Source organism: Nonomuraea insulae (genome assembly GCF_042656245.1).
The window spans coordinates 310,090-334,854 of record NZ_JBHSPA010000006.1; the positions used below are offsets into that span (position 1 = coordinate 310,090).

The following is a 24,765-nucleotide window of genomic DNA, read 5'->3' on the forward strand; positions in this document are numbered from 1 at the left end:
CACGCCGTTAAGGAAGCCCCTCATTCACCACGCCGTTAAGGAAGCGCTCATGGCTCGCTGGCAACCCAAGCTGGGGCTGGTTCAGGAAACGCTGCTGCTCACCCTCCACGCCAGGGCGCTGGACGCCAAGCTGCCCAGCCCCATCCTCGGCGACACGCTCTCCGCCGAGCTGGCCGGCGCGATCGACTACGACTTCGGCCGGCTCAAGGTCAAGCCCAGCCTCGTCGCCACCACCGCACTGCGTGCCAGGAAGCTCGACGACGTCGTCCGCGCGTTTGTCGCCGTTCACCCTGAATGTGTGGTGCTCGACCTGGGATGCGGCCTGGATCCCAGGATGTTCCGCTGCGACCCTCCGCCGAACGTCGGCTGGTACGACATCGACTTCCCGGAGGTCGTGAAACTCCGATCCGAGCACCTCCCCAGCCGTTCCCATCTGATCGGAGCCGACCTCACCGAATCCGGCCTGCTCGACGACATCCCCGGCGACCGCCCAGCGGTGATCATCGCCGAGGGGCTGCTCCCGTTCATGCCCGGCGACTCGTTCCGGCGCATGACCCGCGAGCTGGCCGGCCACTTCCCGTCGGGCGAACTCGCGCTCAACGGCTACACCCGATTCGCCGCCTGGGCCATGAAGTACCACCCGACCATCAAGGCGCTCGGCATCAAGGCCGCTCAGGGCTTCGACGACCCGCGCGAGCCCGAGAGCTGGGGCGCCGGGCTCGAACTGGTGGAGGAGCAGTTCCTGACCCGCGCACCCGAAGTGGCGCTGTTCCCGCAACCGCTGCGTGCGCTCACCCGGCTCACCGCCCGCAGCACGGGCCTGTCACGGCAGGGAGCGCGCATCCTCCGCTACCGGTTCTGATACCGGGTGCGCGGTGAGCTGTCCTGCCGCGCGTCACTCGAAGGTGCGCTGTGAGGGCCCCTCGACCTCGTTGCCGTCGGCGGGGACGATCCCGAGCTCGAAGTCGCCACCGTAGAGCTCGTGACCGGCGATGACGGCCGTCTCCATGGCCTGCTCGCCGCGCTGCCCGCGCAGGATCAGCGGGTCGTGCCGCAGGTCGCGGGTGAGCGCCACGCACAGAACCACCATCACCAGCATGAACGGCACCGCGACCAGGATCGTGAGGTTCTTCAGGCCGGTGAGCGCCGAGTCGCCGCCGAGCAGCAACATGATCGCGGCTACCGCGCCGGTCAGCACGCCCCAGACGACCACCATGACCCGGGTGGGCTCCATGGAGCCGCGCTGCGAGAGCGTGCCCATCACGATCGAGGCGGCGTCCGCCCCGGAGACGAAGAAGATGCCCACCAGGATCATCACGACCACGGTCGTGACGCCCACGAGGGGGTACTCGTTCAGCAGGGCGAAGAGCTGGCCCTCCGCGGTGGCCTCCTGGGTCAGCCCCGCGCCGCCGGCCTCCAGTTGCATCGCGGTGCCGCCGAAGACCGCGAACCAGATCAGGCTGACCACGCTGGGCACCAGGATCACGCCGCCGACGAACTGCCGGATCGTGCGGCCCCTGCTGATCCGGGCGATGAACATCCCGACGAACGGCGTCCAGGAGATCCACCACGCCCAGTAGAACACCGACCACGCCGTCAGCCAGTCGGCGACCTCGTCACCGCCGGTGGCCTCGGTGCGGGCCGCCATCTGGGTCAGGTCACCGATGAACGAGCCGATGGAGGTGGGCAGCAGGTTGAGGATCAGCACGGTCGGGCCGACCACGAAGACGAACACGACCAGCGCCAGCGCCAGCACCATGTTGATGTTGGACAGCCACTGGATGCCCTTCTCCACCCCGGACACCGCCGACAGCACGAACGCCAGCGTCAGCACGACGATGATCGCGATGAGCAGGCTCTGGCCGACCTCCGCCATCCAGCCGACCTCCTTGACCCCGCTGCCGATCTGCAGCGCGCCGAGACCCAGCGAGGCGGCCGAGCCGAACAGGGTGGCGAAGATGGCCAGGATGTCGATGACCTTGCCGAGTGCCCCGTTCGCGTGCCTGGCGCCGATCAGCGGGGTGAACGCCGCGCTGATCGTCTGCCGCCGGCCGCGGCGGAAGCAGCCGTAGGCGATGGCCAGGCCGACCACGGCGTAGATCGACCAGGGATGCAACGTCCAGTGGAAGAGCGTGGTGGCCAGCGAGGTCTCCATCCGCTCGGGCGCGGGCGCGGTGGGCGCGTGCGTGCCGGGCGGCGGCTGGGCGAAGTGCGTGAGCGGCTCGTTCACGCCGTAGAACATCAGCCCGATGCCCATGCCCGCGCTGAACATCATCGCGACCCAGGACACCGTACGGAACTCCGGCTTCTCGCCCTCCTCACCCAGGGTGATCTTGCCGTACCTGCTGAACGCCACCCACAGCACGAACACCACGAAACCCGAGGCGGCGAGCACGAAGGCCCAGCCCAGATTGTGCATCGTCCCGTTGAGCAGCGCGGTCGACACGCCCTCCAGCGAGGCGGTGCCGATCGCTCCCCAGATGACGAAGGCGAGGGCCAGCACGGCGGCCACCCCGAACACCACCCAGTCCGTACGGGGTGGGCGGGCGGTCCCCGGGCCTTCCGAGGTCGCCATGATCTCGAGCCCTCCGCCCTTCGTTTCGGATCAGCTGAAATATTTCTTTCCGGAACGAGAGCCCTACGAAACATGTCCGGCGGCTGAGTACCCCTAGCTGTACCTCCATTGGGCTGTAAGCGGGAACGACCGGGACAACCCCTGACTGATGTGCTGATCACTGTCAATCAAGCGCTCCTCCAAGGGGAAACGACATGGCAGTCGACAGCCGGCCGGATGCCGAGCGGCATCAGAGTCAGACCGGGCTTCGGGGTTCCATCCGCCGCCGTCCACTGATCAGCTTCTTCGTGCTGGCCAACCTGATGAGCTGGGCCGCCTGGCTGCCCTACATCCTGTCGGCGACCGGCCTGGGGGTTCTGGACTTCACCTTCCCCTCGGTGCTCGGCACGACGCAGTTCTTCGGCGTTCTCCCCGGCGCCTATCTCGGCCCCATCTTCGCCGCCTACATCGTGACCAGGGTCGCGGACGGCAAGGAAGGCGTCCGCCGGTGGGTCCGGCGGATGACCAACTGGCGGGTCAACTGGATCTGGTACGTCGTGACCGCCCTCGGCGTTCCCGCCGCCATCATCGCCGCCGCCATCGCGGTGACCGACGGAGAGATCCACATGCCGTCCGTCGCCGTGCTGGTGGCCTACGTTCCCGGCCTCATACTCCAGATGGTCACCACCGGGCTGGCGGAAGAGCCCGGCTGGCGTGACTTCGCGCTGCCCCGCCTGCAGCGCAGGTTCGGCGCGCTGGGCGCCACCGTCATCCTCGGCCCGCTGTGGGGCAGCTGGCACCTGCCGCTGTTCCTGAGCGAGTGGGGCGGCTGGCCCGACGTCACCTGGCTGAGGATCGGCGAGTTCATCGCCTTCTCCTGCGTCTTCAGCGTGGTCGTCACCTGGGTGTTCAACCGCACCAACCAGAGCCTGCCGCTGGTCATGCTGCTGCACGTCAGCGTCAACAACTTCATGTCGCTCGCCTACTCGGACATGTTCCCGTCGATCGCCAACGCCCAGCAGTCGTCCCAGGTCACCCTGCTCGCGGGCGCCACGGCGGCATTGATCGTGATCGCCGCGACCCGTGGCCGCCTCGGCTACCGTCCGGCCGAGGAACCTGCGCCGAAAATCTGAACGAGGACAGCGGGCGCGGGGCCGACCGGTCCCGCGCCCGCTTCGCGTTGATCGGCCCCGCGCCCGCTTCGCGTTGACCGGCCCTATGACCGTGCGGCGAGCGCCACGCGAGCCCCGAGGTGGAGTCCGCCGCTGGCGTCCAGCACCTGCCCGGTCACCCAGCGGGCGTCGTCGGAGGCGAGGAGGGCCACCACGTCGGCGACGTCCTCGGCCCGGCCGACCCGCCCCAGCGCGGCCTGCCCGGCGAGGAACGCCGCCGCCTCCGGGGGGAACAATGACGTGTTCGCCTCGGTCATGGTCGCGCCCGGCGCGACGACGTTCACGGTGATGCCGCGCTCACCCAGTGCCAGGGCGAGGGTGCGGCTCATGGTCTCCACCGCGCCCTTGGTCATGGCGAAGGAGGTCTGCGCGGGGTTGGCGATGCGGGTGACGGCCGAGGAGAGGTTCACGATGCGCCCGCCGTCGGCCAGCAGCGGGAGCGCGCGCTGGATGATGAAGTAGGGAGCCTTGACGTTCACCGCGAAGAGCCGGTCGAACTGCTCGGCCGTGTCGGTCTCGATCGGTCCGGCCGGGGCGGCCGCGGCGTTGTTGACCAGGATGTTCAGGCGCCGCCCCGCCAGGCCGGCGGCCAGCTCGGCGAACAACGCGTCGACGGCCTCCGCGCTCTCCAGGTCCGCGCCGATCGGGAACGCGCGCCCGCCGGCCCGCTCGATCCGCGCGACCGTCTCCCGCGCCGCTGCCGCGTCCTTCCCGTAGTGGACGGCGACCAGGGCCCCGTCGGCGGCGAGTCGTTCGGCGACCGCCCGCCCGATACCGCGTGAGGCCCCTGTCACCAGTGCCGTCTTCTCTGTCAGCCGTCCCATTGCGCACCTCGCAAACATGTTAATAACTATCAGTGTGGTAGTTTGTACCTGATGATTGGGGAATCGGCAAGCCTTCGCGAGCGGCGCCGGGCGGAGACGCGGCGCACGCTGCAGGCGCACGCGATCCGCCTGTTCATGGCGCGGGGCTACGACGCGACGACCATCAACGACGTCGCGCAGGCGGCCGGAGTGTCCGTGATGACCCTGTACCGGCACTTCACCACCAAGGAAGACCTGGTCCTCTACGACGAGTACGACCGGGAGACCGCGGCGGCGCTGGCGGCCCAGCCGCAGGAGGAGCCGCTGCGTCAGCGGATCGGCCGGGCACTGGTGCGGACCGCCGCCGCGGCAGTCAACGCCGAGCGGGATCTCCTGCTCGCCCGCCTCCATCTGATGATCTCCACGCCCGCTCTGCAGGCCCGCCATCTGGACAGCCAGTACGCCACCGAACTCGCCATCGTCGGCACCCTCTGCGCCGGCGCCACCGACCCCGACCTCGAATTCCGTGTCCGCAGCACGGCCGCCGCCTGCCTGGCCGCCACCCACGTCGCCCTCATCCGCTGGGCCGAAGGCGAGGGCCGGCAGGACCTGCCCACCCTCATGCACCACGCCCTGACCGCGGCCTTCGACACCGAGTTCTGAACGCCGATCGCGGTGGCGTAAATCGTTTGTCGGCCGCCATGCGGATCACCGATGATGGCGGTCATGGCCACGACACGACGAGCCGACATGTTCACCGCGGACGGCAAGCCCTCTGACGACGACCCGCGTGAGAACGGGCCGTCATTGGGCGACGAGCGCGCGACGCTGGCCGAATCCCTGCGCTGCGCGCGCCTCACCTTGGAGATGAAGTGCTCAGGGCTGGACGCGGAGGCCATGGCGCGGCGTTCCGTCGAGCCGTCGACGATGTCGCTCCTGGGGCTGGTGCGGCACCTGGCCGAGGTGGAGCGCGCGACGTTCAGGGTGCTGATGGCGGGGCAGGACGTGCCCAAGCTGTTCTGCTCCGACACCGACCGTGACGGTGACTTCGACGGCGCCGTGCCCGACCCTCAGGTGGTCGCGGAGGCCTGGGAGGCCTGGCATGCGGAGGTCGACTTCGCCACGCGGTATGTGGCCGAGGCGCCCAGTCTCGACATCACCGCCGACGACCCCTTGAATCTGCACGGCACCGGTGGAGGCGCGACGTCGCTGCGCGAGAGCCTGGTCGGCATGATCTGGGAGTACGCCCGCCACATGGGTCACGCCGACCTGTTGCGCGAGCGGATCGACGGACGCATAGGCCAGTAACACCCACGTCACGCTTTGCGGGCGATCCCCCCGAACATGAGGCGCTGCCCCACGGTCAGCTCCCCGGGGACCGCCGACTCGGGACGCCAGAGGGGCAGCGGCACGACACCCGGATCCACCAGCTCGAACCCGTCGAAGAAGGCGGTGATCTCCGCGACCGAACGGAACCTGCCGGTGCCGAGCAGCGCGAGATACTTCTCCTCCGCCTCGCGCGATTCCTGGCTGGAGGCGCAGAAATGGGTGATGAACAGGTAGCTCCCGGAGGGCACCGCGTCCATGTACGCCTCGACGATCCCCCGCGGGTCCTCGCTGTCGTGCAGATGATGCAGGATGCCGACCAGCATCACGCCGACCGGCTGGTCGAGGTCGAGGAACCCCTCGACGGCCTTGTCGCCGAGAATCGCCGCCGGGTCACGCAGGTCGGAGGTGACCACGGCGGTGCGCTCGTCCGCCGCCAGCAGCGCCCGGCCGTGGGCCAGCACCATGGGGTCGTTGTCGACGTAGACCACCCGCGACTCGGGGTTCGCGCGCTGCGCGACCTGGTGCGTATTCTCCACGGTGGGCAACCCGGAGCCGAGGTCGAGGAACTGCCTGATGCCTTGATCGATCAGGAAACGCACACCACGCCCCAGCATCTGCCGGTTATAGGTGGCGACATCGTAGATTTCCGGAATGACCTTGACGATCTCCCTGACGAAGGCCCGATCGACCTCGAAGTTGTCCTTGCCGCGCAACACGACGTCATAGGCCCTGGCGATGCTGGGCCTGGTCGTGTCGACCGCGTTTTCCCACTTGTCCGACGTCTCAGCCACGGGTGTCCCTCTCCTCGCAGAGCGGCTCAGACGATCATAGGGCTCGCTGAACGCCTTATATGCGATAAATCATGATCCTTCGGCGATCAGCTTGCGGTAGACGTCATAGGCGGGCTTGGGCCGGTAGCCGCTGGTGGTCAGCCCGAGCTGGGCGGTCGGCTCGGCGCGGGCGGAGTCGGCGTCACGCAGACCGAACAGCTCGTAGTGAGTGACGTTGTGGCGCGTGGCGGCGGCGGCCACCGTGCGGATCATGATGTCGAGCCGCGCGGCCTGGTCGGCGGGAGAGCGGTCGGGTCCGGTGGGGGTGCCGTTCTCGGCGACGTGAATGGGCACGTGGGGGCCGAGGTGGGCGCGGGGCATGCTCTGCTCGCGCAGCTGGCGCAGCGCGTGCTCGGTGAGCCCGGCCAGAGCGGGTTCCGGCACGGGAGAGAAGGCGTCCGGGTAGAGCCCCAGGCCCACGTAGTCGACGTGGTCGGCGAAGTCCTCGGGTGCGAGCGCCTCCAGGTGCGCCCAGAACTCCTCGTCGCCACCGAGGAAGTCGGGTGGTTCCGCGACGGAGAAGCCGAGCCGGACGTCACGGTGCCCGGCCGCGTCGAGCAGGAGGCGGGCGTGGCGCGTCCCGGCGGTGAGGGCGTCGAGGACGCCGGGGGAACTGCCGTCGATCCAGGGCAGCTTGAAGTTCGGCTCCAGGGTGATCTGCAGGAGGCGCGCGACAGCGCCGTACCGGTGCACGGCCTGCTCGACGAAGGCCAGCCAGCCGTCGAGGTCGCGCTCGGCGGGCAGGTAGCACAGGACCAGGTCGAGCCGGCGGTTTCCGGTGCCGTACCACTGGTCGGGCATGGTCAGCTCGCGCATCCGCCGCTCGGGTGCCAGGACCCGCGCCTTCTCGGGGTCCGCGGGCGTGCCCAGAAAATGCACGTATTCGCGGACGACGAAGGGCCGCCCGCCGCTCAGCCCGCCGACCAGGTCGTCGATGGCCGCGGGGTCGTCCGGCGGGCCCGCCGTGGCGGCCACCTGACTTGCCGCGTAGATGCCGTACGTCAATCCGCTCATGGTCATCCCTTCGCCGGCCATGCCAGCTCTCCGTCGTCGATGCGCACGATCAGCGCGCTGATCCATTCCGCTTCCGCGCGCAGCTGGTGCAGGACGAAGCCGACCTCGATCATGGTGATCTCCGGCAGGCCGGGGTCGCTCACCTGCTCCAGCTCCGCGATCCGCTCCCGCAGCGACTCCTGCCGCTCGCGCAGCACGTGCGGGGCCTCGGCCCGGTCGAGCGCGCCGAGATAGGCCAGGGCGTCCACGAACGCCGAGGTGCTCACCTTGGCCTCGCGGATCTGCCGCCGCACACGTTCCCTGAAGATCTCCCAGCCCTGGTCGGTCAGGGCGTAGACGGTACGCGACGGGCGGTTGCCCATCTGCTCGACCCCGGTCGGGGCCACCCATCCGGCCGCCTCCAGCGACCGGACGAGCGTGTAGACGGAGCCGCTCTTGGCGTTCAGGTACGGGTAGCGCTCGTTGAGCGCGACCGCCAGCGCGTACTGGTGCATCGGCCGCTCCACCAGGAGGCCGAGCAGTCGCAGGGTCAGTGGGTTGTCCACTGCGGTCAAGGGCATGCCCGTATACTATCAGTCGTATACGGGCATGCGATGACCAGGGCTGTCAAAGGCACGTCCGAAACCCGGCGATAGCAGAGCGTTACCTTCTGGTTAGCCCGGCGCGCGGGATGCATGAGGAACTATGAGCCGGGGCTTACAGCGGGGGTTGATGGATGTTATTACGCACCGGCGGACGTCTTTCCGCGACCAAGGGATCGAAGGTGGTCAAGACCTGGGCCACTTCCACGGATTCCGGGAGTTCACTCACCCGGCACCCGCGCACCCTGTCCATCCAGTTCCAGAGCACCGCGACCAAAAAGAAGAAGAGCAAGAGCGTCGCCACGAAGCCCTTGACCAAGACAAGGCGCGCCTCGACGTCGACGATTCAGTCCGAGGTTCGATCCGGGTCGCGGCAGAGCACGGCGAGGGCGCGCCCGCGACGACTCTCCACGCCGGTGGGCCCGCAGCCCAACGTCAGCTTCGGCCAGACGGGCATCTCGCTGAAGGTCGACTTCACGCCGGTCGCCAGCCTGTCCAAGGAGCAGAGCTCGACTTACGTCAAGGAGACCTGCCTCAAGCTGGTCCCGGGCAAGGACGTCTCACGCCGGCTGTCGACCCTCGACGACGAAGGCCAGCTCCGGATGGCCCACGCGATGGCGCTCTACGAGAGCAACCGCGTGCCGGGTTCGGACGATGCTCAGGCCATCGAGTGGCTCCTCAAGTGGGGGCGTCTGTCGAAGGCGCTGCCCGGCGACTCCGGCCAGCGGTTCGAGCGGGAGGCGCTGTCGGCGAGCGGCCTGGTGAAGAGGCTGCTCATCAACGGCCTGGCGCCGCTGACGGACAAGACCGTGGCCGAGCTCGAGTCCATTTACAGCCCCGCCTACGTCTCCACGGGCACGGGCACCGTGCGGAAGACTCCCCCGCTCAAGATCGGCCTGCTGCGGAACGGCCTGTTCCGCGGTCTCACGCAGCTCGTCGACGGGCAGATCGCCTACTTCGAGCCGGGCAAGGGGGTGAAACTGCAGCGGGACTCGATGGACTGGTTCAAGGAACAGGCCACCCACGTACAGGACTACGTCAAGTTCGAGTGCGGGCCCTATCCCCTGGCCAACCCCGACAGCGGGCTGCTCACCGGGTATGAGTTGTCCACTCATCTGGAGAGCACCGAAGCCGTCCAGCTCAATGACCGCCGGCTGCTGGGGTATCTGCTGAACCGGGCGCAGGTGGTGGGCTATGGGTCCGCTTACGGCAAGCCGTTCGCCACGGCCGACTTCGACGGCCTACGCGACGAGGACGCGCTGTACGACCTGATGGGGGAGCTCCTGCGGAAACCCGGGATGCGCGACAAGGTGGGGCGCTGCCTCCAGCTCACGGGATCGCATTCCTCCGATGGCACGATCCGCATGAACCCGGTGATCCCTCCCGAGACCTCGATCGGCAGGACCGAGCTGCGCTGGAACCAGTTGCGTACGCTGATTCACGAGTTCCTGCACCACCTCTCACACCCGGACTTCAACGACAAGGCCGACACGATCGGGCATGGACAGATCATCGATGAAGGGTTCGTCGACATGATCACGGCCATCATCTTCCGGCAGCTCGCCGACGAGATCGGCAAGAAGCCGGAAATGGCCGAGCGCTTCCTGCGCATCAAGGAGCCGGCCAAGCCGAGTGCCAGGCAGCTCACCACCGGATACGCCGAGGCAGGCAAGGGGGCGGACCAGATCACCGGGAAGATCGGTCAGGACCGGGCGTACGCGGGGTTCTTCCTGGGCGCCACGAAGTTCCTCGGATTCAAGAAGTGATCGCCATGGGCGGAAATCAGCCGGCAGACGGCGGGCTCGCCAAGACCAAGCGGTTCAGTGACATCAATGCCGGCAGTTCCGGCCTGCTGCTGGGGCCCGTCTCCGATCTCGTGGTCGCCGACTACGAGGGGCTGGAGGCCGGGCTGAGCAAGGGGGAGCAGAACTTCTTCGAGGACGCCGAGGCCCGCCTGGGCGCGCAGCCCGAGGGTTTCCCCTCGATGTGGCCGGATGTGGCCGCGCTCGCCGACGCCGACCGCCGCTGGTTCCTGCGTGCGGTCCACCTGCTGACGCTCAACGACGAAACGGCCCCTGAGGACTTCCAGCGGATGGGCGCCCTCGCGCGGCTCGCGCACTGGGCGCAGCGGCACGACAGCGATCCCGACGCCGTCGACGGCTCGTTCGAGCGGGAGGTGCTGACGGTCTGCGGGTGGGCCGGCGCCGTGCTCGAAGCACGGCTGGCCGCCCCTGTTCCTGAGGAGCAGGCGCGGTTGCGTGCCCTCTACGACCCACCCGGGGCTTCCGGCGGGACGATCTCCCAGCTCAAGGACTCACTGGCACGGACCGTGGCGGAGCGGGCGGCCACGCCCGCGGGAGACCTGCTGGAGTCCGACGACCTCCAGCGGCTCACCGCCGTCGCCGAGCGGGTCGAGGCCATCGTGGCGGACACCTTCTCCCCGTACGTCCGCGCGCGGTTCGACGGCCCCCTGAACGAAGGATTCCGCTACGCCGACCACGTGCGCGGCTCGCTGGAGCGGGCCGGCGACCTGGACGCCCAGGTGGCCTACCTCTACGGCGAGGCCCGCGCGCAGGAGTGGCCGGGCGAGCCGGACGAGCTGCGGCAGAGCCTGCGCGACTGGCTGGAGAGCGACCCTGAGACGGCCGCCCAGGTCGCCCGTCTCATCAAGCGCACGCCGTCGCACAACCTGCCCGACACCTGGGAAAGGATCAGCGCCTACCGCCGCATGCTCCGCGGCGACCGCTTCAACGAGGTCTACCTGCCGACCGAGGGAGCCGCCGGGCCACACGAGGAGTGGCGGTGGCGGCTGGTCCGCGTGCTGATCCACGAGCTGCTGCACCAGCTCGCGCACCCCGCGTTCGTCGACCGGGCCAGGGCCGTTACGCGCCCGCTGGTCCTCACCGAGGGCTTCACCGAACTGCTCACTGCCGAGGCCCTGGCCGGCGCGTACGGCGCGGCCGCCAAGGACCCCGCCGTCCGGCAGGCGCTCGTCGGCGACGTGAGTGAGCCGCCGGCCCAGCCGCGGCCGTCCGGCCCGGCCGCCGAAATTCTGGAAATCGTCGGACCGGACAGATTCCGGGCCGCCTATTTCCTCGGCGAGACGCGCCTCATCGGCCTCGAATAATCAAGGGGCGACAACAAGAGTGTCACCTCGCCAGTAGGTAGTCGCGACCGGCGGGATGGGCGAGCATAAGGCGCCCCGATTACGGGGCGTAACTCGGGGGATTCAGGCGAAGGGGAAATTCGGCGTGCGCAACGATGCTTCATTACCCAGTTATGAGTTGCTTTTCGGCGATCTCGATCTACGGGACGGCGACGAGGCCCGGTCGGTGTACTCGCCGGCGGCCTATTTGGTCGATCTGCTGAATTTGCTGCGGGGGTCGTTCGACGAGACGGCCGTTCTGCGGCGCAGGCCGGATATCGGGGGCATCCCGCTCGACGCGGAGAACACCTTCACGCTCACGCCCTACCTCGACGTCGTCAACGAGGTGCTGGAAACGCTGGTCGGCCCGAAGCCGCAGGAGAAGCTGCGCACCCTCAAGCACCCCTTCGCCCTGCCGTTCTCGTTCACGGACGCCCGGGTGCGCGTCTATCTGCGTCACCTCGGCATCGATCCGGTCGAGTTCTACCGGCTGTTCGCCGAGCGGGTGGACCGCGACCGGGTCGCCCGCGAGTACCTCGGCCTGTCGACCGACGACGTCGAGGTCGTCACCACCGTCCGCGCGGACGAAGCCGGCGTGGCCGAGCGGTACGGCAGGCCGTCGGCCGGGCTGTCCGACGTCGAGGTGTTCCTGGCCGCCGCCTCGATGACCGGGGCTGAGCTGGCCGAACTGCTCAAGTCCGCCTGCAACGGGGGTCTCGTCACGGTCGCCTCGGACGACAAGAGCCTCAGCGGCGTCACCCTCGTCTGGCTCGACCGGGTGACCCGATTCGTCCGGCTCTCGCGGCGCACCGGCCTGTCGTTCACCGATCTCGACGTCGTGCTGACCTCGTGCTGCGCGGGCAAGATCGACCTGCCCGCGCTCAGCGCCCTGGCGGCGGCCGTGCACCTTCACCGCACGCACGACCTCGCGTACGAGGTGATCGCGGGGCTGACGAGCCGCACGCTGCCGGAGACCGTGGACGACGTGCCGGTGCCTCCCGGCGACATCCTCGCGCCGCAGAACCGCGACTACCGCCTGCACTTGGCACGCTCCATCGACCTGGCCGAGGCCGACATCGTGACGGTCGTCCAGCGGTTCAGGGACCGCTACGCCACCCCGCTGGAGGCGGGCCCGTTCGACCGGGGAATCGGACTGCCCGCGCTGTCGCTCCTGCACCGCGTCGCCCGGCTGGTCTCGGCGCTCGGCCTGTCGGTGGATGAGCTGTTCACGCTGCTGTCGGCGCTGGAGGCCGATCCCGCGCTGCGCCGCTACACCACCTTCCCCGTCCTGCCCGTGCTGGAGCCGGGCACGACCGACTGCTACCGCATCCTTGAGGGCACGCACGCGCCGTCGAGCCTCTGGCTGACGCAGACGCTGCTGGCGGTCACGGCCTGGATGCGCGACTGGGGGTTCGGCGCGCGGGATCTGGCCGAGGTGCTGGGCGAGCCGGCCACGCCGGAGTCCGAGGAGGAGCAGCAGGCGATCCTCACCGCGATCAGCGACCGGTTCGAGACCGTCGCGCTCAGCCCCGGGTTGTTCGTCTCCGACCGGTTCGACGAGCGCGGCGCCCAGGTCGTGCACGACGTGCTCACCGCGTACGTGGACGGCGTGGTCTCGCCGCGCGATCCGCGACTGCTGCGTCTCGACCCGGCCGTGGTGCTGCCCGCCGCGTACAACGCGGTGACCGACGTGGCGGTGCTGACCAAGGAGGACTTCCAGGGTCTCGGCCTGGCCGACCGGATGATCCTGAAGATCTTCGCCAACCTCACGTTCTCCGGCCTGCTGCGGACCGACGGCCTGCTCACCACCGAGGACCTGCCCGCGCAGGCCGTCCTGGCCGGCGACTACGACGACCTGGCGCAGGCCCTGTTCGCCCTCATCGCCGGCATGGACAGCGCCTTCTACCCCTCCGACCTGGCCGGGCAGTTCGATCTGGCCGAGGGCGAGCAGGCCGAGCTGTACGACAACCTCGTCTACAACGGCTACCTCGACGACGCGGGCCAGGTCGTCGACCCGGACTTCTTCGCCGACCCGGCGAACGCCGAGCTGTTCACCGCGTCCGCGGACCTCGGCGACGTGGCCGACGGGGTCTACGCCGCGCTGGCCGAGCGGATCGAGCTGTTCCGCCGGGCCACGATCACGCTCGACCCCGGCGTCTTCGCCGTCCTCCGGCTGACCGAGACGCAGCTGACCGCGCTGGTCGAGAGCCTGCGGTTCAACGGCGTCATCGACGCGTACGACGCCTATGCCGACAAGGCGCTCCCCGACGACCTCGGCCTCGCGCTGGAGTTCTACCCGATCCGCCGTGCCGTCCTGGAGGCGATGCGGGACCAGATCTCCGCCACCCAGGCCGAGGTGTACACCTTCACGCCCGACGACTTCGCGCCGATCGCCGAGTCCGCGACGGGGCAGCGGGTCATCGACCGGCTCGACGGCGAGGTCACCGTGAATGGACGCGTCCGCGAGGACGTACGCGGGCTCTTCGACGACCCCGAGGGCATGATGGACCTCGGGCCCGGGTACACCGCGGCCGACGGCGGCGTGATCTACCAGCGGATCGCGGCGATCCTGACGGCGCAGCGGCCCTACCGGCTCGACCTGGAGGCCGTGGCGGAGCTCGGCTTCGACGAGGAGGAGCGGGCCCAGCTCGTCGAGCTGCTCATCGACAACGAGGACCTCGACGCCGCGCTGGGCGTGCCGTGGGAGCGGCTGGCCTACTTCGGCACCGTCACCAACGCGCTGGACTTCACGCTGCCCGGCGCCGAGGACTACAGCACGGACGTCTTTTTCCTGCTGCACGCGGTCGCCACGGAGCTCATGGCAGCCGCCGACGAGGTGGCCACGCTGCTGGACGGGCTGGCCATGGCGCAGCACGAAGCCCTGCTGGCCGTGTTGCAGGACGGGTTCGGCGTGCCCGCACCGGTGGCCGAGGCCATCTGCGACGCGGTCGCCCCTGGCGCGTTCGACGTGCTCGTCGCGCCCGCGCTGACCGGCGACGCCACCGACCCGTACTTCCGGCGCACCTACCGCAGGATCCGGCGGTTCGCCCGGCTGGCCGCCAAGCTCGCCCTGGACGCCACCGAGGTCGGAGTCTCCTTCCACGACCAGGACCTGGCCGGCAAGTTCCCCGAGCCGCTGGCCCTGCCGCCCGGCATCGACCGCTTCGACGCGCTGCTCACCGGCGGCGACGGCAAGATCTACCTGTTCCAGGCCGGGAACTACTGGATCTACTCGGCGAGCACGTACGCCCTCGCCGACCCGCGGTCCAAGCCGCTGATCGAGTTGTCCCCGCACTTCGCCACGCTGGCCGGGATCGACGCCGCCTTCGTACGGCCCGACGGCGTCGAATGGATCGTCGGCCGCGGCCTCGACGGTCTCTCGCACGCCTTCACCCGGGACCCGGGCGGCACCCGCTGGGCCCCCAAGGACCAGGTCTGGGGCAAGGTCAGGAACAACTTCGCCAACCCCAAGCGCATCGACAACGTGTTCGCCGACGGCGACGGCCGGACATACGTGTTCAGCGGCGACCAGTACGTGCGTTACTCCACGGACGACTACACCCACGCCGACGAGGGCTATCCCCGCTCGATCGGAGAATGGTGGGAGGGCGAGGGGCGTGACACGCCGCTGCCCGAAACGTTCGGCTTCGCCGTGGACGCGGCCTTCCAGGGGCGCGACGGGCGGACCCACGTCTTCAGCGGCGACCGGTGGTTCGACGGCGTCACCGAGGCGCCGCTCGGGGAGCGCTGGGGGCGGGTGCGGAACACGTTCGCGGACGCCGAGCGGATCGACGCCGCCTACGCCGACGGCGAGGGCTGCCTGCTGTTCTCCGGCAACCAGGTGGTGCGCTACACCGACAGCCTGGAGAACGAGGGCGTACGCGTGGCCGACGGCTACCCGCGCCACATCGAGGCGTGGCACCCGGGCGTCCCGGTCGAGTTCGAGGGCGCGGTCGAGGCAGCCTTCCAGGACGGATCGGGAACGATCCACCTGTTCAGGGACGGCAAGACCGTCGCCATGAGCCAGGCGGGCCCCGGCCCGGTCACGCCGACCAAGGACAGCTGGGGGCGGATGCGGCCCTTGCTGGGCGAGGGCACGGGCTCGGGCGAGGGCCCGGACGGAAAGGTGGATGCCGCGTTCGTCGGCCTGGACGGCAAGACGTACCTGTTCATCGGCGACCGCTACGTGCGCTACTCCACCGCCGACTACTCGGTCGTCGACCTCGGCTATCCGCGTGCCGTCACCGGTGACTGGGGCGGGCTCGACCGTGTGGACGCGGCGTTCGTCATGGACGGCGCGACCCACCTGTTCGGCTCGGTGGGCCAGATCCTCGATCTGCCGGCCGGCTACGAGGCCGAGCTGGCCTCGGGGCGGCTCTCGCCGGCGTTGCGCCGCCGCCTGCAGGAGCACCACATCACCCTGCCCGACGACGCGCAGGTCACGGCCTCGTCGGCGGCGACCGAGTGGCGGGTCCTCGCCGAGGGCGGGATCCAGCTGACCATCCGCCGGGCCGGCGACCGGATCAAGGTGTACGGCGACGACACGATCTTCTACGTCCGCTACTCGACCAGGGACTACACGATCCCGGACGCGGGCTATCCGCGGCCGCTGGCCGACAACTGGTGGAACCTGCCGGCGACACTGGCCACCGACCCCGGCTTCGCGCGCGTCGACGCCGTGTTCACCGGGCGGGACAACCAGACGTTCCTGTTCTCCCGCGGCCGGTTCGTCGTCTTCGACGCCCGGCACCGGTGGTGGTCGGAGCCCTACACGCTGCTCGATCGGTGGGACAGCCTGCCGTTCGACGGGGTCGACGCGGCGTTCGTCGGCAAGGACGGCAAGACCTACGTCTTCTACCGCGGCCACTACGTGCGTTACTCCACCTCCGACTACAGCCAGATCGACGACCGGTTCCCGGCGACCGTCAGCGCGTTCTGGGGCAATGTGGTCAACAACGTCACGCGTACCGGGCGGGTGGACGCCACGCTGGTCATGGACGCCGTGGAGAAGGTCGACGGCGTCGACGTCACGCGTACCTACACCTACCTGTTCTCCGGCGGCCAGTACGTCCGCTATCTCGATCACGACTACGCGGCCATCCAGGACGGGTATCCGCGCGCGATCTCGTCCCTGTCGAAGGAGCCGCGGCTGGGCTCGCTCGACGTGCCGCTGACCGGCGTGGACGCGGCGTTCGCCGACCGGCGCAACGTCTACCTGTTCCGCGACGGCGAGTGGCACGTGGTGTCCGACGCCGTCTACCGGAAGTACGACGACCAGCACCTGACCGGGCTGTCGTGCGCGTACGTGGACAACGGGGCCGTCCTGGTGGAGCGGGAGGGCGAATGGCGGCGGCACTCGGCGCTGGAGGGGCCGGACTCGGCCGTCCCGGTCAGGCCGCTCGCGCTGCGCTCGGTCCCCGCCGAGTACCGTACGGGCCTCGACGCGGTGCTCACCGGCCGCGACGAGACGACCTACCTGTTCAAGGGCGCCAACTGCTACAACACGGCGGTCAACAAGGACTACCCGCTGGCCGAGGAGTGGGGCCGCCCCCGTAACACGATTTATCAGGACAACGGGGTGGATGCGGCGTTCGTTGGCCGGGACGGCAAGACGTACCTGTTCCGCGGCGACCAGTTCGTCGTGTACGGCGACTCCCTCGACACGATCGAAGGCGAGCCCAGGCCGATCGCCGACCACTGGGGCCTGACCAGCGTCGCCCTGGCCTACGTACGGCACGGCGTCACCTACCTCTTCGAGCACCCCGACGAGACCGGCGCCATGCGCCACGTCGTCCACACCGGCGAACGCGGCGCCTACGGGGAGCCCGACCCCGGCTATCCGGCGCTGACCGACGACTCCTTCTGGAAGGTCCCCGACCTCTTCCCCATCCCGCAGGCCGTGCTCTTCGAGAACGACACCATGCTGTTGCTGGCCGGCGAGCGGTATGTGCAGCTCAACGAGGAGACCGGCCAGTGGTCCTATCCGCGGCCGATCGAGCGCATCTGGCGTGGTTTCGGGCGTGGCGTGGAGCCGGGCGACCTGCTGCGCGCCGCGTTCACCGCCGCCGACGGCTCGACCTACTTCTTCTTCACCGAGCAGTACACCCGCTACGCCGACCGCGCCTTCTCCCCGCTGCTCGCCATCCGCGAACGCTGGGGCAAGACGGCCAATCCGTTCGTGCCCGAGACGGGCGGGTCCGTGGACGCGGCGATCGTGTTCGGCGACGACACGACGTTCCTGTTCTCCGGCAGCCAATATGTCCGCTACACCGGCGACGAGTACCGCTACGTGGACCCCGGATACCCGAAGGCCATCGCGGTCAACCTGCGGGCCGAGCCGGCTTTCGCCGGACTGCCCGAGACCTTCGAGGACGCGGTCGCGGGGCAGCGGATCGACGCGGCGGTGGCCAACGGCCGCAATGCCTACCTCGTCGTGAATGGCGCCCTGCACGTCGTCTCGCGCGCCCCGGTCGCCACGTACGAGATCGGGCTGCTCGGGCGGGTCCGCAACACCATCGCCGACCGGAAGCGGGTGGACGCGGCGCTGGTCCGCGACCAGCAGACGTTCCTGTTCTCCGGTGACCAGTACGTCCGCTACACCGGCGGCGACTACGAGTACGCCGACGAGGGCTACCCGCGCACGATCGCCGGCTCGCTGGCGGGCGAGCTGGGCCTGCCGCCGTTGCCGGCCGACTTCGAGGACGGCGTGGACGCCGCCCTCCGCGCCCACGACCGCCGCGTCTACCTGTTCAAGGGCACCCGGTTCCTGGTCGACGGCGTGGTCAAGCCGGTCACCGAGCAGTGGGGCAAGATCCTCAACCAGTTCGCCGTCAGCCCCGTCATCGACGCCGCGCTCGTCGCCCCCACCGGGGAGTTGTACGCGTTCCGGGCGGAACAGTACGTGCGCTACTCGGGCACCCTCGACGTCGTGGACGAGGGCTTCCCCCGGACGATCAGGGACGACTGGGGCGACCTGCCCGAAACGTTCGAAGACGGGATCACCGGCGCGTGCGTCCTGGAGGACGTCACGTACCTGATCAACGACGACCAGTACATGCGTTACCCGGACCGCTACGACCTGCCCGACTGGACCTTCGCGCAGCCGTTCCGGCACCGGTGGTCCGACACGGCCGACTACCGGCTCACCGACGTGCACACCATCACCCGCTTCACCGAGCTGGCCCGCGCCCATCCCGGGCTGGCGGACCTGCTCGGGACGGGCGCGGCCGAGCCGTACGAGCGGCTGGCCGGCCTGTTCGGCTGGGACGTCGAGGAGCTGCGCTGGGTCAAGCGCAACGCCGGGCTGATCACCGAGTTCCCGGTCGAGGAGGAGCGCTTCGAGATCGAGTTCGTCCTCAAGCTGGTCCAGGTGTTCGCGCTGGCCGCCAAGGCCGGCACCGGGCCCTCGCGGCTCTATCTGGACGCCTGGACCAAGCCCGACCCGGCCCCCGCCCTCGACCTCATGCTGCGGCGCAAGCTCAGCGACCAGGACTGGGAGATCGTCTCCCGGACCGTGCACGACGAGCTCAACGTGCTCAGGCGGGACGCGCTCGTGCCCGGCGCGCTGCACGTGAACCCCGACATCGACGGCGTGCGCGAGCTCTACGAGCGGCTGCTCGTCGACGTCGAGATGGGCGCCGTCGGCACCACCTCACGCGTGCGCGAGGCGATCGCGGCGGTCCAGCTCTACGTGCACCGCTACCTGCTCGACCTGGAGAAGGTCCTCCCGGACGACGAGGAGCTCCGGCGCAAGGTCAGGGTCTGGTGGTCGTGGCTGAAGAACTACCGGATCTGGGAGGCCAACCGCAAGGTCTTCCTCTACCCGGAGAACTACATCCGGCCCGAGCTGCGCGACACCAAGACGCCGGCGTTCCGCGAGCTGGAGAACGACCTGCTGCAGAGCGAGATCAGCGCCGACAACGTGCAGCGCGCCTACAAGCGTTACCTCGACGAGTACACCGAGGTCTCCCGGCTGTCCATCGCCGGGGCCTACGTCTACCGGGAGGACGGGGCGGAGCAGGGGGTGCGGCGGCTGGTGCTGTTCGGCAGGACCAGGACCGAGCCGCGCCGCTACTACTACCGCGAGGCCGAGTTCCGCGACGGTGAGAGGTTGTCGGCCACCTGGGAGCCGTGGCTGAAGGTCGAGGCCCAGATCGACAGCGACCGCGTCGACCCGGTGCACGCGTTCGGCCGCGTCTTCGTGTTCTGGCCGGTCGTGGAGACCGTGGCGCCGGAGACCTCCGGCGTCACCACGATCGTCACCCGCCAGGACGGCAACAAGCAGAACGTGGACCCGCCGCCGACCAAGTACCGGGTGCGGATCTCCTACTCCTTCTGCAACCTCAACAAGGAGTGGGTGAGCGCCCAGGTACTGCCGCTCAGCCTGCCGGTGCAGTTCCCGATCAGCGACGTCCACCTGCTCGTCCAGGCGTCGTCCACCGTCCCGGGCGACGACCCGGCCGCGCACGACTCGATCGTCGTGTCGTGCTGGTACACGGTGACCATGCCGCCCGCCGAGCCCGGCAAACCGCCCAAGACGGAGACGCGGTCGATGGCGTACGCGCTCACCCCCGAGTTGTACGCGGTGCCGGTCACGACGCCGGCCGAGCCGGCCAGGATCGTGGAGCTGTCGAAGATCTTCGACGAGCCCGCACCGGTCGACCAGACCAGCGTGATCCGCTTCGGCAACGCGGCGGGGTCGCAGGACGGCCCGTGGTTCAGCGCGGACCACAAGGGCGGCAGCTTCCTGTGCCGGCCGATCGTTCCCGACCCCCAGGGCGACCCGCAGCCGAGCGTGCTGGACCCCAACAACGACCGGCTGCCCGTCTGGACGGCCATCGACGCCGCGTTCGAGCTGGGCGACATCCGGTACTTCTTCAAGCAGGACGAGTATCTGCCCGTCAAGAAGACGGGCTCGCTGCGCGCCACCTACGACAAGATCGTGGACCGGTGGGGCTACGCCCGCAGCCCGCTGACCAAGTCGGGCGTCGTGGACGCGATGCTGGTCCGCGGCGGCCTCACCTACGTCTTCTCCGGCACCGAGTACTACTGCTACGCGGGCGCGCCCTTCGGGCTGATGGCGCCCGGCTACCCGAAGCCCATCGCGAGCAACAACGACACCCTGCCGAAGTGGTCGCGGATCGACGCCGCCTACACCGCTGACGGCGTCGAGTGCTTCTACTCCACCGAGCACGGCTTCACCAGCTCGAACGTGCTCAAGGGCCTGTCCTCCTCCTGGTCGCCCAAAGCCAGTCTGAGCTGGTTGTCACCCGACAAGGACAAGGACAAGGACAAGCAGACGTCACCCAAGGTTCCGCAACTCGACGCGCTGCTGCTGCGCAAGGACGGCCGGAACCGGGACGTCCTGTTCGTCATCGCCGGCGAACGTTACGCCCGCTACACCGACGGCGCCGAGCAGCCGGACGAGGCCCCCAAGCAGCTGTCCAACAGCGGCAACGACAACCTGCCTCGCTCGGGGAAGGTGGACGCGGCCTACCAGTACGCGGACAAGTCCTACTTCTTCGACAACACCGCCCACACCTACGCCGTCTACGGCAACCAGGGCCGGATCGGGAACAACCCGTCGACCTACGACCTCGGGCGGGTCCCCACGGCGATCCCCCGCACCGGCAAGGTCGACGCCGCCTACCTGGACGGCGATGACCTCTACCTGACCAGCGGCGAGGAGTACGTCCACTACACGATCGAGAACGGGGTGATCCCCGACTTCATCGACGCGAACTACCCGAAGAAGCTGCCCTACCGCGTCCGGGCCGTCTTCCAGCGCGGCGAGCGCCACTACGTGTTCGGCGACCGCATCTACGCCGTGCTCGAAAAGGGGAAGGAGCTGGCCGACCTGCGCCGCGAGGGGTTCAGCGGCATCGAGGGCAACTGGCGTTCACTGCCGCCCGGTTTCCTCGACGACTTCACCGGCGCCATGGACCTGCCCTCCAGCCTGATGTTCTTCCTCGGCACGAACTACATCGTCTATCCCAAGGGCAAGGGCACACTCCTGGTCAGGCCGTACGAGTTCGCGGCGCTGCCGCACGAGATCATCCGGCTGACGTCGAGCACGGCGTTCGAGCTGAACCGGCGGCTGCTGGTCGGCGGGGTGCCCGGGCTGCTGGCCCCGGAGTCCCAGGAGACCGACGAGCTGCCGGCGTTCAGCACGATCGCCTCAGGGCCCACCACGATCAAGGTCACGTCCGACGTCGCGGGCACCCCGGCCAGTTCGCACCTGGACTTCCAGAGCGCCAACGGGCGCTACTACTGGGAGATCTTCTTTCACGCGCCGCTGCTCATCGCGCAGGCGCTCAACGCCGGCCAGCGCTTCGAGGACGCCAGGCGCTGGTACGAATACGTCTTCGATCCCACGGAGGACCGATACTGGCGATTCCTGCCGTTCCTGGCGATCGACGTCCGGGCGCTGGTGGACGGCTGCCTGGCCGACCTCGACGCGCTCAAGCCGGCCGACGTGGACGCCGACCTCCGGCTGATCCTGGCCAAGGTGACGACCCTGATCCCGGCCTTCGAGCAGGCGCGCGAGTGCACCCAGGAAGAGCTCACCTGGCTGGCCGAGCTGGCCACGGACAAGCTGCCGCCCATCCTGGCCCTGCTCACCGACGACGCCGAGCGCCCCCTCCAGGAGAAGGTGGGCATGCTCGCCCGGCTGCGCCGCCAGTACGACCTGATGGGCGACCACGGCGCGCTGCTCAAGGCGTACCGGGACGATCCCTTCGACCCGCACGCGATCGCCGACCTGCGGCCCTCGGCCTATCGCCGGGCGGTCGTCATGGCCTACGTCGACAACCTGCTCGACTGGGGCGACCTGCTCTTCGGGCAGTACACGATGGAGAGCATCGACGAGGCTCGGATGCTCTACATCCTCGCCTACGACCTGCTGGGCCGCCGTCCGGAAGGTGTCGGCGCCCGTACGCTCGATCCCACCCACTCCTACGACGAGCTGCGCGCGCTGGAGCCGGCGCGGGATCCGCACGCCGAGCGTCTCACCGCGGGCGGCACGCTGCTGGACGGCCTGGGCGTCGCCCACAAGAGCGTCGCCGACGCCTACTTCTTCATCCCGGGCAACTCGCAGCTCGGCGACTACTGGACCCGGGTCGAGGACCGGCTGCGCAAGATCAGGGCCTCGCTCGACATCATGGGCATCAGCCGCCCGCTGCCGCTGTTCGAGCCGCCGGTCGACGTGATGGCGCTGGTCAGGGGCGCGGCCGCCGGGCTCTCTCCGGACCAGGTGGTCACCGGGCTGGCCGCCCAGGTCCCGCACCAGAGGTTCGCCTTCACCTTCCGCAAGGCTCAGGAGCTGGTGGACCGGGTACGCCAGTTCGGCGGCGACCTGCTGGCCGCGCTGGAGAAGCGGGACGGCGAGGAGCTCACGCTGCTGCAGTCCCGGCAGGAGAGCGCCATCCTGTCCATGACCCGAGCGATCAAGGAGGCGCAGGTCAGGTCGGCCACCGAGACCCTGCGGGAGTCGGAGGCCTCACTCGCCGCCGCGATCCAGCGCCGCGACTGGTACAACCACCTGATCACCGCCGGGCTCAGCCCGCTGCAGATAGCGCAGCTCGCCACGATGTCGGGCGCCGTCATCGCCCACTTCTACTCCGGCGGCCTCAAGATCGCCGCGGCCATCGCGTACGCGGTGCCGGATGCCTACCTCGGTCCGTTCATCATCGGCACCAAGTACGGCGGCCTGCACCTGGGCGAGGTGATCGGCAAGGGCGCCGAGACGGCGGAGACGATGGGCGAGGCGCTCAGCGTGTTCGGCGAACTGCTCGGTGTACGGGCCGAGCAGGAGCGCCAGTTGGAGGACTGGCGCTTCCAGCTGATGACGGCCAAGTCCGACATCGTGCAGATCGGCCACCAGGTGGCGGGAGCCGGGTTCCAGCTGGCCATCGCCCAGCGCGAGCTGGAGATCACCAATCAGGAGATCGCCAACGCGGAGGCGGTCGTCACGTTCCTCACAGGGAAGTTCACCAGCGCCCAGCTCTACCAGTGGATGTCCTCGCGCCTGGCGGCCCTGTACTTCCAGAGCTACCACCTGGCCCTGGAGACGGCGAAGGCCGCCGAGCGCGCCTACCAGTACGAACGCGGCGTCAACGAGACAATCCTGCAGCCGGTCTACTGGGAGAGCCAGCGCAAGGGCCTGCTGGCCGGCGAGACGCTGGCCGTCGACCTGGACCGGCTGGGCAAGGCCTACCTGGACGGCGACGCGCGCGGCCTGGAGATCGTCAAGCGGGTGTCGCTGCTGCAGCTCGACCCGCTGGCCGTGCTCAAGCTCAGGTCCGAGGGCCGCTGCGAGTTCACGCTGACCGAGGCGCTGTTCGACCGCGACTTCCCCGGCCACTACCGGCGCCGGATCAGGACGTTGTCGGTCACCTTCACCGACGGCACGGAGCAGCTCGGGGTCAACGCCACGCTCACCCAGCTCGGCCACAAGACCGTGCTGTCCGCCGACCCGCGGGCCGTGCGGTTCCTGACGGAGGCCAAGGGTTCGGCGCCGGACACCGTACGCTCCGACTGGCGGCCCAGCCAGCAGATCGCGCTGTCCGACGTGGAGCAGGGCCGGGACAACAACGGGCTGTTCGAGCTGCGCTTCGACGACGAGAGATACCTGCCGTTCGAGGGCACGGGGGCGGTCTCCACCTGGCGGCTCGAAACCAACGGGACGCCGCCGGCCGAGCTGTTCGACGTGGTCGTCACCGTCAAGTACACGGCCGAGCAGGGCGGCGCGGTCTTCGCCAACGCGGTGAAGGGGATGCTCAAGCCGTACCCGGCGGCCCGTTACATCGACGTCGCCGGCGAGTTCCCCGAGCAGTGGCAGCAGTTCCAGGAGGGCGACGACGGCGTGCTGACGCTGCCGCTCACGCCGGAGATGTTCCCGCGCATGAACGGGCGGCAGATCACCGGCATCTACGCCAAGTACGAGGCCGGCCGGCCGGGCGCCGCGCGTTTCCTGCTCAACGGCGACCAGCGGCTGGCTCTTGAGGAGGGCACGGTGGTGCGCACGCCCGGCCTCAGCGTCGGCGCCATGCCGTTGACGCTGGTGGCCGACGGCGATCGCGCGGCGCTCGTGAACGCCGGTCTCATCCTCGCCTACCGAGCCGTCTGATCGAGGGGTCACATGTTCCGCAACAAGGTTCAGGGCAGGCCGCCGGTGCGGCCCGCCAAACCGCTCCCACCCACACCGGTGAAAGCGCCGGCCAAGCCGTTACCACCGATCCCGGTGAAGGCGCCCGCCAAGCCCCTGCCACCGACTCCAGTGAAGCGGCCCACCAAACCGCTGCCACCGATCCCGATGAAAGCGCCCACCAAGCCACTCC

General features: G+C 69.3%; 12 protein-coding genes. 7 read left to right on the forward strand and 5 right to left on the reverse strand.

What is annotated here, in order from left to right:
- Positions 1-49 precede the first annotated feature (49 nt).
- Positions 50-862, forward strand: coding sequence for a class I SAM-dependent methyltransferase (locus ACFPZ3_RS04225; protein ID WP_379512594.1), 813 nt, complete (start codon positions 50-52; stop codon positions 860-862).
- A 33-nt stretch (positions 863-895) separates the two neighbouring features.
- On the opposite strand, the gene ACFPZ3_RS04230 is transcribed toward ACFPZ3_RS04225, so the two are convergent.
- Positions 896-2,575, reverse strand: coding sequence for a BCCT family transporter (locus tag ACFPZ3_RS04230; RefSeq protein WP_379512595.1), 1,680 nt, complete (start codon positions 2,573-2,575; stop codon positions 896-898).
- A gap of 194 nt (positions 2,576-2,769) precedes the next feature.
- Here ACFPZ3_RS04230 and ACFPZ3_RS04235 point away from each other — a divergent pair, with 194 nt between their 5' ends.
- Positions 2,770-3,687: a CPBP family intramembrane glutamic endopeptidase gene (locus tag ACFPZ3_RS04235; RefSeq protein ID WP_379512596.1), complete on the forward strand. Its 918-nt coding sequence runs from the start codon at positions 2,770-2,772 to the stop codon at positions 3,685-3,687.
- Between the two features lie 83 nt (positions 3,688-3,770).
- Here ACFPZ3_RS04235 and ACFPZ3_RS04240 read toward each other — a convergent pair whose 3' ends face one another.
- Positions 3,771-4,550, reverse strand: coding sequence for an SDR family oxidoreductase (locus tag ACFPZ3_RS04240; RefSeq protein WP_379512597.1), 780 nt, complete (start codon positions 4,548-4,550; stop codon positions 3,771-3,773).
- Between the two features lie 51 nt (positions 4,551-4,601).
- On the opposite strand from ACFPZ3_RS04240, the gene ACFPZ3_RS04245 reads away from it, so the two are divergent.
- The gene (locus ACFPZ3_RS04245) at positions 4,602-5,192 is read left to right on the forward strand and encodes a TetR/AcrR family transcriptional regulator (protein ID WP_379512598.1); all 591 of its coding nucleotides are present in this window, start codon (positions 4,602-4,604) and stop codon (positions 5,190-5,192) included.
- 63 nt (positions 5,193-5,255) lie between these two features.
- Positions 5,256-5,837: a DinB family protein gene (locus ACFPZ3_RS04250; RefSeq protein WP_379512599.1), complete on the forward strand. Its 582-nt coding sequence runs from the start codon at positions 5,256-5,258 to the stop codon at positions 5,835-5,837.
- 8 nt (positions 5,838-5,845) lie between these two features.
- Here the strand turns inward: ACFPZ3_RS04250 and ACFPZ3_RS04255 are convergent, their stop codons facing one another.
- From ACFPZ3_RS04255 to ACFPZ3_RS04265, 3 genes are all read right to left on the reverse strand, one after another.
- The gene (locus ACFPZ3_RS04255; RefSeq protein WP_379512600.1) at positions 5,846-6,649 is read right to left on the reverse strand and encodes an SAM-dependent methyltransferase; all 804 of its coding nucleotides are present in this window, start codon (positions 6,647-6,649) and stop codon (positions 5,846-5,848) included.
- A gap of 69 nt (positions 6,650-6,718) precedes the next feature.
- Positions 6,719-7,702 (reverse strand): glycoside hydrolase family protein, encoded by a 984-nt coding sequence (locus ACFPZ3_RS04260; RefSeq protein WP_379512601.1) that lies wholly within the window; start codon positions 7,700-7,702, stop codon positions 6,719-6,721.
- A 2-nt stretch (positions 7,703-7,704) separates the two neighbouring features.
- Positions 7,705-8,262: a PadR family transcriptional regulator gene (locus tag ACFPZ3_RS04265; protein WP_379512602.1), complete on the reverse strand. Its 558-nt coding sequence runs from the start codon at positions 8,260-8,262 to the stop codon at positions 7,705-7,707.
- 437 nt (positions 8,263-8,699) lie between these two features.
- On the opposite strand from ACFPZ3_RS04265, the gene ACFPZ3_RS04270 reads away from it, so the two are divergent.
- The 3 genes from ACFPZ3_RS04270 to ACFPZ3_RS04280 all read left to right on the forward strand — a co-directional run bounded on the left by ACFPZ3_RS04270 (position 8,700) and on the right by ACFPZ3_RS04280 (position 24,554).
- On the forward strand, positions 8,700-10,049 hold the full coding sequence (locus ACFPZ3_RS04270; RefSeq protein WP_379512603.1) for a hypothetical protein: 1,350 nt from the start codon (positions 8,700-8,702) through the stop codon (positions 10,047-10,049).
- Between the two features lie 5 nt (positions 10,050-10,054).
- On the forward strand, positions 10,055-11,410 hold the full coding sequence (locus tag ACFPZ3_RS04275; protein WP_379512604.1) for a hypothetical protein: 1,356 nt from the start codon (positions 10,055-10,057) through the stop codon (positions 11,408-11,410).
- Between the two features lie 157 nt (positions 11,411-11,567).
- On the forward strand, positions 11,568-24,554 hold the full coding sequence (locus ACFPZ3_RS04280) for a Tc toxin subunit A-related protein (protein WP_379512605.1): 12,987 nt from the start codon (positions 11,568-11,570) through the stop codon (positions 24,552-24,554).
- The last annotated feature ends 211 nt before the right edge of the window (positions 24,555-24,765 follow it).